This is a genomic window from Streptomyces sp. NPDC048419 (genome assembly GCF_043200415.1).
In the GTDB taxonomy this organism is placed as follows: domain Bacteria; phylum Actinomycetota; class Actinomycetes; order Streptomycetales; family Streptomycetaceae; genus Streptomyces.
The window spans coordinates 41247-53545 of record NZ_JBICXT010000039.1 but is presented as its reverse complement, the minus strand read 5'-3'; the positions used below and the strand labels follow the sequence as shown (position 1 = coordinate 53545).

Here is a 12299-nt window from a genome sequence, read left to right as displayed (position 1 = left end):
AACGGTTCCAGCTTCGGGCCCCGACGGGGAACTGACGCACCAGCAGCAGAAGTCACACACCTACTAACGATCAACTACTGGCGCAGGACACTAGCGTCGTGCGGGCCGCGGGAACAGGCACAGCAGAAAACGGCTCACGTTCTACAGGCCGGGCTGGTCCGTCGCGACGCCACCCCAGCGTAACGAGCAGCAACCCCGTTTACGGGGTGGGGGAGTCACACGGCCACGCGCGCGATCACCGCTGTCCCCTGTTCGTCGGTGTGTCCAGGCTGCAGCAGGCAGGCTTCCAAGCATCGGTGGCAGTCATAAACCCCGTTGAGGCCGGTCGTGATCTCTCCTAGGTTGAGCCCCGTGTCGATCGAGGTGCCCTACCAGCCGCTTCCGGTTCAACAGTCAGACGTGCGGTATGCCCATGGCCCCGATTCCGCCGTGCAGTCAGGCGTACCGGCCGGCGAGACCATCGAGTTCGACTGGAGCGACAGCGCGATCTACCCGGGAACGTCACGGAAGTTCTGGGTGCATGTGCCCGCGCGATATGACCCCTCGGAGCCGGCGTCGCTGATGGTGTTCCAGGACGGATGGTGGTATCTGGACCCTGAAGGGGAGGTCCGCGGCGCGATCGTTCTGGACAATCTCGTCCACCGCGGTGACGTCCCGGTCATCATCGGCGTGTTCGTCGACCCGGGTGTCTTCCCGGACGCTGAGGATCCGAAGAACCGTAATACCGAGTACGACGCCTACGACGATCGGTACGTCAGCTTTCTCCTGACAGAGATCATTCCTGAGGTCACGAAGCGCTACTCGATTTCCGAGGATCCCGAGCGGTGGGGCATCTGTGGTGGCAGTAGTGGTGGGAACTGCTCCTTCACCGCGGCGTGGCTGCGCCCGGACAAATTCCGCCGGGTGGTCGGGTACTTGTCCAGTTTCACGCAGATACCAGGCGGCAACCCATACCCCGAACTCATCCCCCGTGTCCCTCGCAAGCCGCTGCGCATCTTCATGCAAGCGGGCCATCGTGACCTGCGCTGGAACGAGCCCGAGGCCAACTGGCTCGCCAACAACCTGCGCATCGCGGCCGCGCTCGCGGAGGCCGGCTACGACTTCCGTCTTGTCCTGGGCGATGGCGGCCACAGCCCCAACCACGGCGGTGTCCTGCTTCCTGATGCCCTCCGCTGGCTGTGGCGATCGGAGGATCACGCGGACTGACCGGTGGACTGAGGCGAGGCGACTTCGTAGAGGGCAGCTGCGCCGGATCGGGGCCCACAAGACGTTCGGGCCGCGACCAGAACGGTCGCGAACGAATTCAAGGTGGCCACAGCCACAGACCGTACCGCCCGCACGAGGCGCCGCAGGTATCCCGCGACAGCACTGCCACGACAAGACCGGGTGCGCCTGACGCAACGGCTCGGGCATCGGGAAGGCGTTTCCATGGCACCCGAGCCGTATGGCGTCGTCCCCCGGCGAGGTTCAGATCGCTCAGCCGATGGTCCACCGCTGATATGGGTCATTGCGGTCGCACACCGTCGTCCGGTAGAGGCCGCCGGGGGTTTGGTAGAGGCAGAGGCGGGTGGCGGTGTTCCGGAGCATGACGGCGCTTGCCGGAGCGGGTTGGATGACTTGCCACAGTTGGTTGTTGCCACCGTTGCACCCGATGGTGTAGACGTCGCCGGCCGTGTTGCTGTCGAGGCAGTGGCCCCATGTGTAGTTCTGGAGTGTCGAGGAGGTGTTGGTGGTGCCGGTCCACCGCCAGTACTGGCCGGAATAGCCGATCCCGCAGGGCTGGGACCACAGGTTGTAGTAGTAGTTCTCCTCGATGCACTCCTTTTCGTGGTAGTTCGCGAACCGATCGAGGCTGGTCGCTGCGGTCTCAGCAGAGGTGGCCGTTCCAGCCGTGGCCAGAGTCAGCGGCATGGCGAGGACCACGGCCGACCCGACGACCGCCATGGCGCGTCTGATTCTTGTTCCGAAAGTGGGCATGATGGATGCCTTTCAATCGTCGTCCGGCTCTCCTCTGAGCCGGCACCGGCTGGCTATGTACGTGACTCACGTCGTTTCGGCGTGCGGCTGGGCGTCGCACGTTCGCGCGAATACCGGATGTGTGTGACTTTGGGCGTCACCCTCACGTCGAAGCAGGCATGACGCCGGAAGGGGGGGGCCGCCTACTCGTAGCAGGGAGCCCCGCACAGCACAGTGACCGCCCCTCTCTCGCCGGCCATCGCGGAGGTGTGGTGGGTGACAGCTGTGGGCGTCGTGCTGGTCTCCCACGGCATGGGTGCGGCCATGGCCTGCGGTCCAAGGGCAGTGAAGGCCGCGGTGGCCACGAAGGTGACGGCCAGAGCGCGCTTGCGCAGATCCATCTGAACTCCTTTACGGTCAGGTGGGGTTCGGCCGCTGGACCCGTCCCGGAGCCCGAGGCCGGCTGTCAGTCTCACCGTGCGCCTCGCCCGCAGCCAAGGCCTTCGCCCGGGAGTCGGCACATCTCCCTACGATCGCCGCGATCGGCGGACCGTGTTCCGCGCAGGCTCGGCAACGGCCGTTGTGGCTCCCGCACTTGTCGACGTTGATCACGGGGCGTACCGCGAGGTGACGTCCGAAGTCGTCGACAAACCACTCCCGTTGTCGGCCCGGGTCCACGTCGTGTGGTCGCGTAGACGGGGCGACCGTTGATCTTCGTCTGGCAGTGGTTTCAGTGGTTGTCGTCGATCAGTGCGCGCATGACCGGCGCTGGCCGCGCCTGAAACTGGCTCCACTCATCAAGCCCTCTTGGAATCGATCATCTAGGCTGGCGCGGTGACTGATGAGCAGGAGCGGGTGCAGCCGTCGGGAGTGTGGGCCACGGCAGTGGGGGTGGCCCGAGTACGGGCGTTGGAGAGCGAGCGGGAGAACGCGCTGTTCCGCGACCCGCTGGCACAGGCCTTCGCCGCCGCCGGCGGCCTGTGGCCCTCCTCGCCGCCTCTGCCCGATGACGAGGCCGCCCGACGCCGCTGGCTGGCCGTGTCGTTCTCCATCGTCATCAGAACGAAGTTCCTCGACGACCTGTTGCAGCAGGCCTCCGAGTGCGGGGTCCGGCAGGTCGTGCTGCTCGGCGCAGGCATGGACAGCAGGGCCTTCCGGATCAACTGGCCCGAGGGCACCCGGCTGTTCGAGGTCGACACCGCAGCGCCACTGGACTTCAAGGCTTCGGTGCTGCGCCAGGAGCGGGCCGTCGCGCGCTGCGAGCGGATCACCGTCGCGGTGGATCTGCGTGAGGACTGGCCGGGCGCGCTGGCCGCCGCGGGGCACGACCCGGCCGCGCCGACCGTATGGATCGCCGAAGGGCTGCTGATCTATCTGCCCGAGGACGCGGTGGAGCTGTTGCTGGCGCGGATCAGCAGGCAGTCGGCGGCGGGCAGTTGGATGGGGTTGACGTTGGGCTCGCGCGGCGTGATCGAGCGCTTCGGCGCGGACGCCGTGCCGGGATCGGCGGCGTCCATGTGGGTCTCGGAGATGCCCGACGACCCGGTGGGCTGGCTGGCCGGGCACGGCTGGCAGGCCGAGAGCCACACCCTGCGCGAGCGCGCCGCCGCCTACGGCCGCCCGATCAGCACCCCGCCGCAGCGCGAGGAGCGGCCCGGCGGGCTGATCTCGGCGGTCCGCCGGTAGAGCGCCTCCCGGTTCCCTCGATGATCGATTTCAAGGGGGCCTGATGAGTGGAGCCAGCTCTCTGCGCAGCCGGCCAGTCATGCGCGCACTGACCGCCTACGACCACTGCAGTCCGCCCGAAGAGCGCCAGGGTAGACGGTGGTGTGGTCGACGATCCGTCGCCGTGAACGAGATGCTGCCGCAGTTGGACGAGCTGCTGTTCGCGGTGTCACGCGGCGCGCCAGGACTCCAGGCGCTGAGCGACGGTACGCAGGTCGGCCTCCTGCGAGCGGACATCCTGGGCGAGCGCGTACAGGTCGTCATCCTTGACCTGGAGCGGCTCGCCGGAGACCTGCATGTACTGGCTGGCGCAGGCCCACCCGACGACCAGGTTGTAGTCGGCGAAGGGGCGCAGCAGTAGCGAGGTGTGCAGGAAGGTCGCGGCTCGGGCCGCGGTTTCTTCGTAGTACAGGACACCGCGCTCCCGCTCGAACTGGTGCCGGCCGGCCATGAAGCCGAGGGCTCCCCAGTCCGTGATGGGCACGTTCAGAGGGGAGATCGCCGACTGGATCTGCAAGACCCAGCCGACATCGACCCGGATGATCGGGCTCACCGCTGTCCCGCGGGGAAGTGGGCTTCGATGCCGGGCAGCACCCGGGCGGCTTCCGCGGCTGCCCCGTCCACGAACGCGAGCCGGTCGGCTTCTTCGACCGTGACGTCGTGCACGTGCTGCTTCAGGCTCCGGCCGGCCAGCGTCGCCCTCGCGCGCAGCCGCGCCATCTCAGCCTCGGTGAATTCCACATTGAGTGCAGGCATAGCCAGACAGTACCGCAGCCGGTACCGAGTGCGGTACCTAACGAGGGGAGGCTGTGACGCGCCTCCCGTGCTCGACCTGGGCGGCGCCGTGTCCGCCGTCCCAGAAGCGGGGAGAAGGGCCGTCGAGATCGGCCTGGTGGAGGAGATCGGCGGCGCCGCGGCGGCCCGCCGGCACGCTATCCAACATGTGCCGGGGCCATCCGTCTCGAACCTGCCGCCCCACCAGACCTGTTACGACACTCGCACACAATCCGAGGGACGGGAAAGGCAGCCGCAACCCTCCCTCCCCATCGCAAGCGCCTCGCCGCTGCCCGCCCGACCCACGATTCCGTGACCGCCGGGGAGCAGGGACACGGACTGAGGCACGGACTCACGGGGGTACTGGTCACCCAGGGCCCGGCGCCCGGACGCCGACCGGGGAGCGGGACACAGCCGCCCGACGTTTCCCGGGTACGGGACTCGGCGTGGCGCAGTGCGTGCTGGAGGATCGATCAGGCGGACTCGAAGTGCTCCTCGCGAAAGACGATCGGCCGCGTGCTGGTCAAGCTGCCCGTCGTCGTGGAGGGGCAGCCTCGGAGGGTCGCACCCGCGGGCGAATGCAGCGCGGCTGCGTGGGAGGGGCCCTCGGCATTCGGACAGCAGAGAACTCACATCGGAGCGAGCCGCACCGGCCGAATGGGGAGCGAGCATGCCAGCGGTGATGGTGGAGTTGGAAGTTGAGGCTGGGTACTGGCGGCTTCTTGTGGCCGGGGGCTCGCCAAGGCCATTGCCCTCGCCATGGCACGAGAGGGCGCCAGCCTCGTCGAGGCGGAGATCCAGGAGACGACCCGCTGGCCGGCGCGGCCAAGGAGATCGAGGCGCTGGGCAGCCGGCGCCCGCTCGTCCGCGGCGACGTCTCCTCCGGCGAGCAGGTGGCGCGGATGTTCGCCAAGGTCGGCGAGCGGATCGGCAGCGTCCACATGCTCTTGCTCGTCGCTCGTGGTGGTGGCGTTCGCCCTGACACCCCAGTCGATCCCGATCACACGACCGGTCGCGGGCAGGTGCTCGCTCTCGACCGCGACGGCGAAGGAACCCCACCAGTGACCGACCGCATCCCGGTACACGCGCACGCTGGACGGCGCCTTTGGAATCTCGCGCGACCGCACCGGACGCACCACGATCCCGCCGGGGAGATGCAGCCGCCCGTTCTTGGGACGGAACCCGCGCCGGGTCTAGTTCAGGCAAGGCTGTGCCTCACCCTTCTTCTTGAAGGTCGGCATCCCGGCACGCTGGCGTACCGGCACACGCGCTGATATGTCCTCGCGCGCCTTGGCCCGGGACTTGGCGAAGTCGCGGATTACTTGCCGGCCGATCGCCGCTGCAGCGGAGGGCCGTCCGCCCCAGGGCATGTCGGCCGCGCATGGTGCTGGGGCCGATACCCCGGTCTCGACTCGGCCCGCCTCAAGAAGAATCGAGCTAAGGAGGCATCAAGAGCCAGGTCGCAGCACATACTTGGCCTTGCGGGGGTGTCTCGCGGTGCCTGACGGGGAGTGGCAGGGTGAGCAGTATCGGCGGGGGGCTGGACCGGGCCGAGGTGAAGCTCCGGTGGGACCCGAGTTCGTACGCGGAGCCGCCTCGGCATCTCGACATCATCGCCGCGACCTATTCGGTGGACGATCCCTATGGGCGTCCCGTGTACGTCGTCCACACCGAGAGCCGGTCGCCGGACGGCACGATCAACATGAGCCGGCACAGCGAGACCGGGATGGGCTTGGGGTTCGTCGAGGCGATGGTGCTGGAGTTCGACCGGATGTCGCCCGCTTACGGGCGCGTGGTGGTCGGAGTGGCGATCCACCAGGATGGCGGTCCCCGTACGTTTGCTGACCTGTCGAATGCCGGGGTGGTCGTCGTCGAGGGGTACAAGGAGCTGCTCGTAGACGATTTCGCGCAGGTCGCCGACGCGACTGCGGCGACGGTGGCAGAGTTCGGCAGAGATGCGTCCGGAGCGTGGCGCTTCCGCGCGATGGTCCGGGGGTTCGACGCCGACCCGGTGCTGTTTGCCGCGGAGATGGGCAGCACCCGGCAGCAGTGATGTCGAGACATCGCGGCCCCGCTGCCGAGTCACCGAGCGGGCAAGCGTCGACGGCACCCCGCGACCCAGGTGCCGCCTGCTGCGGACCATGCGCCGCCGCCGGCGGCAGACTCGGCCGATGACCCATCGGCCGGTGCCGGCGTGCCCGCGTCGCACGAGGCCCGCGAGCCATCCGCGCCCGAGCACACCAGCCCGTCCGACGACACGTGCCCTCTACAATGCAGTCTCAGGTGACGCTTGGTCCCGACCTGCCGGCCGAGCGTGCGTAACGCGGCGTCGGACGACCGAAGCCGCCCGTTCTGGACGGCGGCGATTTGGCTATTTCGCGAGTACGCCGGGAAACTCGGCTGGCACAGTCGTGATGTCGGGGCGTAGGTCGACGGCGACGACGCGGGCGCCGCGAGCGTGGAGGAGCGCCACGGTCTCCTTGCCTACGCCGCGCGGGCTCCGGTGACGAGGGCGGTCTTCCCAACGAACTCGTCGGATTGGGATGCCTTTTGAAGCCGTGTGCAGTGGTGCGGTGAACGGGCCAGGTGGGCCAGCTTGTTGACGCGCTCACGGTGGCGCGGCGCTCATGGCAGACCGTGGTGGACGGCGCGCGGCCGGGCTGTTCAGTGCGCGGTGAGCCCGCCGTCGACCACGAGTTCCGAGCCGGTGACGAACGAGGAGTCGTCGCAGGCCAGGAAGAGGATCGCGGGTGCGATCTCGTCGGCGCGGCCGGCTCGGCGCATCGGGGTGCGTTGGATGTCCGGCTGCTGGTCGCCCTGGTCGTCCAGGAGGTCCTGGATCATCGGCGTGGCGATCACCCCGGGATGCACCGAGTTGATCCGTACTCCCTGCCGGGCGTACTCGACCGCGGCGGTCTTGCTCAACAGGCGCACGGCCCCCTTGGACGCTTGGTAGGCCGCAGCCGCACCGCTTCCTACCAGGCCGAGCACCGACGACGTATTGATCACCGACGCGTTGCCGCTCGCACGCAGGAGCGGCATCGCCGCCTTCATACCGAGCCATGTGCCTTTCTGGTTCACGTCGATGACGCGGTCCCAGGCCTCTTCCCGCGTGTCCTCGATACCTGGCCAGTCCAGGATGCCGGCGAGGTTCACGAGCACGTCCAATGTTCCGAACCGGTCGCGTACGCCGTTGATCACTTCGTCCCACTCCCGCGCAGAGGAGACATCGAGGCGGGCAGCGACGACCTCCGCGCCGCGTGCCCCGATCCGGTGCTCCAGGTCCCGCAGGGGGCTCTCGGCGACATCGGTGATCACCAGCCGGGCGCCTTCGCGGGCGAAGAGTTCGGCGGTCGCTGTGCCAAGGCCGCCGGTCGCGCCAGTGATCAGAGCGACCTTGCCGTCAAGGCGTTGTCCTGTCATGGATATGGACCTTGATTCTCGTTGATGCCGGCTGATTGGCTGACTGCTGTGGCGGGGACTTCTTGGTCCGCCGACGGCGGATTCGCTTCCCGGTGACCGGGGCGGCCGCGGCCCGGCCCCCTCTACGACGACTTCCGCTCCCGGTAGAGCACGAGGTGCTCGTGATAGAGCACTCCGTCCCGGATGTCGCCGGTGGCGGTGAACCCGGTGTCGTCGACGTAGTCCAGGTGGCTGCCGGTCACCGTGTACCTGCCGGTGTACGCGCTGCGCCGCTCACCGCGGGCTTCGTCGTAGCGGCCGTCCGGCAGCAGCTCCTGACGGATGTGACCATCCGCGCTTACCCACATCCCGACCACGTCGACGTGCTTGCCCTCAACCATCCCGGCCATGGCGGACTCCTCTCCTCGAAACGGTGCGGTCCTTCCCGCTCCACCGAGTCTGGGCAGGTCAGCGGCCATCAACCAGGACGCGTGCTGCCTGGGTGCGGCACACCCAGGCAGCACACCGCGCCGCCGCCTAGCCTGAACACATGGACGACAACCACCTGGGAGACTTCCTGCGCACACGCCGCGCCGGCCTGCGGCCCGAGGACGTCGGCATGACGAGCTACGGGGCCCGCAGAGTCGCCGGACTGCGCCGCGAGGAGGTCGCCGTCCTGGCCGGAGTGAACGCCGACTACTACACCCGCCTGGAACAAGGCCGCGAGCGCAATCCCTCACCCCAGGTGGTCGACGCGCTCAGCCGCGCGCTGCGCCTCGACGCGGACGTCCGCGCGCACTTGTACCGGCTGGCCGGGGCCGCACCGAACGACCGGCCCTCCCCCCACGCCGCCGAGCGGGTCAGCCCGGCGCTGCGACAGCTGATGGACGGCTACCCGAACACTCCAGCGTTCGTCATGAGCCGGACCCTGGACGTCCTCGCCCTCAACGCCCTGGCCGATGCCCTCTACGCCCCGTTCAAGCCGGCGGACAACTTGGCCCGCATGACCTTCCTCGACCCCGCGGGGTGCAGCTTCTACATGGACTGGGACCGGGCGTCCCAAGCCACCGTCGCCAACCTTCGCGAGGCAACCGGATTCGACCCGGACAACCCACGGCTGCGCGAACTCGTGCGCACCCTCACTGAGGAGAGCGCGGACTTCACCCGCCTCTGGAACGCCCACACCGTGCGCGGCAAGACCCAGGACGCCAAACACCTCCTCCACCCGGACGTCGGCCACCTCACTCTCACCTATCAGGCTTTCGATGTACGCGAAGCGCCCGGCCAGCAACTCGTCATCTACCACGCCGAACCAGGCAGCCCCAGCGCCCAATCCCTCAATCTGCTCGGTTCCATCCACGCCACCCGGCGCCAGCACGACCCCCGACCACACCGCTAATCAGGCGACGGAACATGAAGATGGGCGGCAGCCCGGGCGGAAGGACGGCGATTCACCGTGGGCGCGGGGGGAGTGGTGCGCAGGTGGCGCTGGAGGGGCGGGGGCCGGTGGCCCAGGCGGCGAGGAGGCGCCGGTCGACCAGATGTAGACGCTGTTGATCCGCGATGGCGTGCGCGGGGGTGGTTACGAGGCCGATGGCGACCGGAACGGCGATGTCGGCGCCGTGCATCGGTCGGGTGGTGCCGTTGAGGATCTGCAGGTCCAAGGTGCCGACGGCGGCGTCGGCGTCGCCGTGGCGGCGGTGCTTGCACCGGATGACCCAGCGCCGGCCAAAGGGGTCAGTGGCGGTGACGACGGCGCCGAGGTGAGGCGCTGTGTCACGAAAGACCCCCGGTCGTTGGTCTGCCCTGTATGAAGCCTCGATCCATCAAGAACTGGCTGCGCGGAGGACTGCTCGTCCTGGCCATGCTGCAGACGGTCGTCTCGGTGTGGCAGTACGTCTTCCCCCGCTCGTTCTACGACGACTTCCCGACGGTGAACCTCGATCCCCCGTACAACGAACACCTGGTCTCCGATGTTGGCGGCCTCGGACTGGCGTTGACTGGCATGCTCTACTTCGCCGCCTGCGTGCTCGACAGCAAGGTCGTCATGTCGGCCCTCGTCGGCTACCTGATCTATGCCGCCACGCACTTCGCCTTCCACGTCCGGCACTTCGACCACTTCTCGCTCAGCGAGGCCTTCGGTGTGGGCACTGGGCTCGGCATCGAGGTGGCTCTTGCGCTCGTGCTCCTCTACGTCGGTTGGCGCTTGCACCGGGCGGAGTCCCTCTCAGGTGGCTAAAGGGTGTTGCACAAGGCCGTGATCATGCGGTCTTGAGCGGCAGGATGGCTTGCCGGGTCATGGGGCGAGGGCGAGTTTGTTCATGCGGGCGACGGCTTGGACCGCGTGGTGAAAGCCGTCTCCGCGCTGTCGGCGGGTGCGGAGGATCTTGTAGCTCTTCATGCGGGAGAAGACGTGCTCGACGCGTGCGCGGACTGCGCGGTGGGTTGCGTTGTCCTCTTCTTCGCCGTTCAGTAGTGCTCGTCGGGGCCGTTTGCGGTGCGGGACGGCCAGGCCAGAGTCGCGCCTGGCTCTGGCATTCGCGCTGTTGCCGGGCGCAGGCCGGGCCGTCGCCACGACAAGGCGGGTCTCGGCGTCCACGATGACCTGCACGTTTGCCGTCCACGGTCCACATCCGGTCAGAGGCATCGGCCGAGTAGGAAACCGGCTCGGGAGCGAGCAGCGGTCCCGGTGAACCTGGAGCGGGTCTTGGTAATGAGTCGTCAGAAGTAGACGCCCTGCGAAGGTCACGAATAGGTGACTCATGCACGTAAGTCACCACGTTTTCTTCACAACTGACGCTATGGTCAACGCTTCAACGACCTCTGGGGGACAGATGAGTAACCCGTACACGATGCCGCCACAGCCACCTGTCAGAACGGCCCCGAAATGGGCGCGGAAGCGGTACGTGCTGCCCGCGCTGGGACTCGCCTTCTGCATCGGAATCGGCGCAGGTGCCGGTGACCAGGGCAATGGCAACGATGCGAAACCGGCGGCCCACAGTGTGCAGCCGACCGCCACGGTTACGACGACGGCCACGGCCACCGAGACCGCGACGCCTGCCCCCGCGCCGACGGTGACGGCAACGAAGACGAAGACGGTCAAGGTGAAGGTGACCGTCACCGCGAAGGCGGCCGCCGCGGGTTCGGGCGGCAGTGGGGGTTCATCCGGCGGGTCGTCCGGAAGCGGGAGTTCAGGCTCTTCGGGCGGTTCCAGCAACGCCGGAAGCGGCGCGACAGCTCTCTGCAATGACGGCACGTACTCGTACGCCGCCCATCATCAGGGCGCATGCTCGCACCACGGAGGCGTAGCGGTCTTCTACCGCTAGAGTCTCGGCGACGTCCGCCCTGCGCGTGGCGCCGGGCGGCGGCCAGCCCAACGCGAAGTCGCGGTGACCCCGGTGGTTCGCCGTCGGGGCTCCCGCGGGGCCGGTGTCTGTGAGATGAGCCCTCGACGCTCAACCGGCGGTGGACACGGTCCATGCCCAAGGCCTACGAGCGACACCTGGTGCCGGTCTCGGTCCGTCCCTTCGCCGCCGACCAGGCTGCGCGGACGGCAGTGCTGCGGCCCCGTATGATCCTGGAACTCGCCGCCGGCGCAGGGACGTTGACTCCGGCCTGCTCACCGACGTATGGCCGGCGTCGGTGCGGATGACCGACCTCAGCGAGGTGATGGTCGCCGCCGGAAACGCCACAGGAGCCGGCGCCGTCTGGTGGCAGGCAGACACCTAGGAACTGCCTCTCGAGGACGAGGACTTCGACCTCGCCATGTGCCCCTTCGGGGTGATGTTCGTACCGACGATCCTGCCGCGTACAGCGAGGCGCGCAGGGTCCTGGCCCCCCGGGGGACGGTTCCTGTTCAACGATTCGCTTCCAGCGCATCCTGCGGAGGGTGGTCGAGGACCTTGACCGCTCCCCGGCTCTGTGCGGCGATCGTCTACCGGCTCGCCTTCGGCGTCGACATCATCGAGACCGGCACCGGCTGCTACCTCTCGCCCGCGCTGAAGACCGGCAGGATGCCAGCGCAACGGCCTGACCCGGCAGGCCGGTCAACCCTCGGCCGCCAGCTCGTCGACCGCGTCGAGCAGCGCCTCCACCAGCTGTTGATGACGTTGCCGTTCCACACGCCGTGACGGGCTGGACAGCACGATTTCCTTTGCCTCGCCCAGGGCAGTCGGGCCGGCGCCGAGCAGCTCTCGCGTGACGATGGTCGAGTCCATCACGGCCACGCAGCGCTCACTCAGCAACTGCTGCACAGCGTTCATCCCGGTATCCGAGCCGGCGCGGCGCCGCGTCCCAGCTTCTGCAGACTGTCGTTGACGGAGCGTCCACTCTTTCGGTGCCCCCTTTGCGCTGATGCCCCCTGGTCCTGCTCACCCGCGATCCAGCCCTCATGGGCCGCTGGGGCAACCGGCGTGCGATCACGATCGGCGCTTGGCTTGCCA

General features: G+C 68.2%; 15 protein-coding genes and 3 pseudogenes. 6 read left to right on the top strand and 12 right to left on the bottom strand.

Features of this window, described 5'->3' with window-relative positions; translation table 11 throughout:
- Positions 1–351: 351 nt before the first annotated feature.
- A complete protein-coding gene (locus ACGFYN_RS43205) occupies positions 352–1206 on the top strand; it encodes an alpha/beta hydrolase (RefSeq protein ID WP_393871497.1) in 855 nt (284 codons plus the stop codon).
- Positions 1207–1476: 270 nt separating this feature from the next.
- On the opposite strand, the gene ACGFYN_RS43200 is transcribed toward ACGFYN_RS43205, so the two are convergent.
- Positions 1477–1944, bottom strand: coding sequence for a ricin-type beta-trefoil lectin domain protein (locus tag ACGFYN_RS43200; protein ID WP_393871496.1), 468 nt, complete (start codon positions 1942–1944; stop codon positions 1477–1479).
- A 215-nt stretch (positions 1945–2159) separates the two neighbouring features.
- Positions 2160–2357 carry a hypothetical protein gene (locus ACGFYN_RS43195; protein ID WP_393871495.1) on the bottom strand — a complete coding sequence of 66 codons (198 nt, stop codon included), beginning with the start codon at positions 2355–2357 and terminating at the stop codon, positions 2160–2162.
- A gap of 433 nt (positions 2358–2790) precedes the next feature.
- Here ACGFYN_RS43195 and ACGFYN_RS43190 point away from each other — a divergent pair, with 433 nt between their 5' ends.
- Complete coding sequence (locus ACGFYN_RS43190; protein WP_393871494.1) at positions 2791–3642, top strand: class I SAM-dependent methyltransferase; 852 nt, start codon at positions 2791–2793, stop codon at positions 3640–3642.
- A gap of 208 nt (positions 3643–3850) precedes the next feature.
- On the opposite strand, the gene ACGFYN_RS43185 is transcribed toward ACGFYN_RS43190, so the two are convergent.
- The 3 genes and pseudogenes from ACGFYN_RS43185 to ACGFYN_RS43175 all read right to left on the bottom strand — a co-directional run.
- Complete coding sequence (locus ACGFYN_RS43185; RefSeq protein ID WP_393871493.1) at positions 3851–4234, bottom strand: hypothetical protein; 384 nt, start codon at positions 4232–4234, stop codon at positions 3851–3853.
- A complete protein-coding gene (locus ACGFYN_RS43180) occupies positions 4231–4437 on the bottom strand; it encodes a hypothetical protein (RefSeq protein ID WP_393871492.1) in 207 nt (68 codons plus the stop codon). Before ACGFYN_RS43180 ends, ACGFYN_RS43185 begins: the two co-directional genes overlap by 4 nt.
- A 962-nt stretch (positions 4438–5399) precedes the next feature.
- A pseudogene (locus tag ACGFYN_RS43175) lies at positions 5400–5825 on the bottom strand (RNA-guided endonuclease TnpB family protein); the annotation flags it as partial.
- Between the two features lie 149 nt (positions 5826–5974).
- Here ACGFYN_RS43175 and ACGFYN_RS43170 point away from each other — a divergent pair.
- Positions 5975–6508 carry a TerD family protein gene (locus ACGFYN_RS43170; RefSeq protein ID WP_393871491.1) on the top strand — a complete coding sequence of 178 codons (534 nt, stop codon included), beginning with the start codon at positions 5975–5977 and terminating at the stop codon, positions 6506–6508.
- Between the two features lie 327 nt (positions 6509–6835).
- On the opposite strand, the pseudogene ACGFYN_RS43165 reads toward ACGFYN_RS43170, so the two are convergent.
- From ACGFYN_RS43165 to ACGFYN_RS43155, 3 genes and pseudogenes are all read right to left on the bottom strand, one after another.
- Positions 6836–7041: pseudogene (locus ACGFYN_RS43165) on the bottom strand (SDR family NAD(P)-dependent oxidoreductase); the annotation flags it as partial.
- 78 nt (positions 7042–7119) lie between these two features.
- The gene (locus ACGFYN_RS43160) at positions 7120–7878 is read right to left on the bottom strand and encodes an SDR family NAD(P)-dependent oxidoreductase (RefSeq protein ID WP_393871490.1); all 759 of its coding nucleotides are present in this window, start codon (positions 7876–7878) and stop codon (positions 7120–7122) included.
- 122 nt (positions 7879–8000) lie between these two features.
- The gene (locus tag ACGFYN_RS43155; protein WP_393871489.1) at positions 8001–8267 is read right to left on the bottom strand and encodes an Atu4866 domain-containing protein; all 267 of its coding nucleotides are present in this window, start codon (positions 8265–8267) and stop codon (positions 8001–8003) included.
- Between the two features lie 140 nt (positions 8268–8407).
- Between ACGFYN_RS43155 and ACGFYN_RS43150 the strand changes: the two genes are divergently transcribed.
- Positions 8408–9256, top strand: a complete 849-nt coding sequence (locus tag ACGFYN_RS43150) for a helix-turn-helix transcriptional regulator (RefSeq protein WP_393871488.1) — start codon at positions 8408–8410, stop codon at positions 9254–9256.
- A gap of 52 nt (positions 9257–9308) precedes the next feature.
- Here ACGFYN_RS43150 and ACGFYN_RS43145 read toward each other — a convergent pair whose 3' ends face one another.
- Positions 9309–9680, bottom strand: a complete 372-nt coding sequence (locus ACGFYN_RS43145) for a restriction endonuclease (RefSeq protein WP_393871499.1) — start codon at positions 9678–9680, stop codon at positions 9309–9311.
- On the opposite strand from ACGFYN_RS43145, the gene ACGFYN_RS43140 reads away from it, so the two are divergent.
- Positions 9668–10096 (top strand): hypothetical protein, encoded by a 429-nt coding sequence (locus ACGFYN_RS43140; RefSeq protein WP_393871487.1) that lies wholly within the window; start codon positions 9668–9670, stop codon positions 10094–10096. The two genes, ACGFYN_RS43145 and ACGFYN_RS43140, sit on opposite strands and share 13 nt — an antisense overlap.
- Before the next feature lie 57 nt (positions 10097–10153).
- Here ACGFYN_RS43140 and ACGFYN_RS43135 read toward each other — a convergent pair.
- Positions 10154–10544 (bottom strand): annotated as a pseudogene (locus ACGFYN_RS43135) (transposase family protein); the annotation flags it as partial.
- A gap of 86 nt (positions 10545–10630) precedes the next feature.
- Complete coding sequence (locus tag ACGFYN_RS43130) at positions 10631–11074, bottom strand: hypothetical protein (RefSeq protein ID WP_393871500.1); 444 nt, start codon at positions 11072–11074, stop codon at positions 10631–10633.
- On the opposite strand from ACGFYN_RS43130, the gene ACGFYN_RS43125 reads away from it, so the two are divergent.
- Positions 10968–11183 carry a DUF3761 domain-containing protein gene (locus ACGFYN_RS43125; RefSeq protein WP_393871498.1) on the top strand — a complete coding sequence of 72 codons (216 nt, stop codon included), beginning with the start codon at positions 10968–10970 and terminating at the stop codon, positions 11181–11183. The genes ACGFYN_RS43130 and ACGFYN_RS43125 overlap by 107 nt on opposite strands.
- A gap of 720 nt (positions 11184–11903) precedes the next feature.
- Here the strand turns inward: ACGFYN_RS43125 and ACGFYN_RS43120 are convergent.
- Positions 11904–12119: a hypothetical protein gene (locus ACGFYN_RS43120; RefSeq protein ID WP_393871486.1), complete on the bottom strand. Its 216-nt coding sequence runs from the start codon at positions 12117–12119 to the stop codon at positions 11904–11906.
- Between the last annotated feature and the right edge of the window lie 180 nt (positions 12120–12299).

Excerpts from the sequence above, each read along its gene's own strand:
- ACGFYN_RS43195 (WP_393871495.1), bottom strand. The coding sequence starts at position 2,357 with ATGGATCTGCGCAAGCGCGCTCTGGCCGTCACCTTCGTGGCCACCGCG.
- ACGFYN_RS43160 (WP_393871490.1), bottom strand. The coding sequence starts at position 7,878 with ATGACAGGACAACGCCTTGACGGCAAGGTCGCTCTGATCACTGGCGCG.
- ACGFYN_RS43150 (WP_393871488.1), top strand. The coding sequence starts at position 8,408 with ATGGACGACAACCACCTGGGAGACTTCCTGCGCACACGCCGCGCCGGC.
- ACGFYN_RS43200 (WP_393871496.1), bottom strand. The coding sequence starts at position 1,944 with ATGGCGGTCGTCGGGTCGGCCGTGGTCCTCGCCATGCCGCTGACTCTG.
- ACGFYN_RS43155 (WP_393871489.1), bottom strand. The coding sequence starts at position 8,267 with ATGGCCGGGATGGTTGAGGGCAAGCACGTCGACGTGGTCGGGATGTGG.
- ACGFYN_RS43140 (WP_393871487.1), top strand. The coding sequence starts at position 9,668 with ATGAAGCCTCGATCCATCAAGAACTGGCTGCGCGGAGGACTGCTCGTC.
- ACGFYN_RS43120 (WP_393871486.1), bottom strand. The coding sequence starts at position 12,119 with ATGAACGCTGTGCAGCAGTTGCTGAGTGAGCGCTGCGTGGCCGTGATG.
- ACGFYN_RS43180 (WP_393871492.1), bottom strand. The coding sequence starts at position 4,437 with ATGCCTGCACTCAATGTGGAATTCACCGAGGCTGAGATGGCGCGGCTG.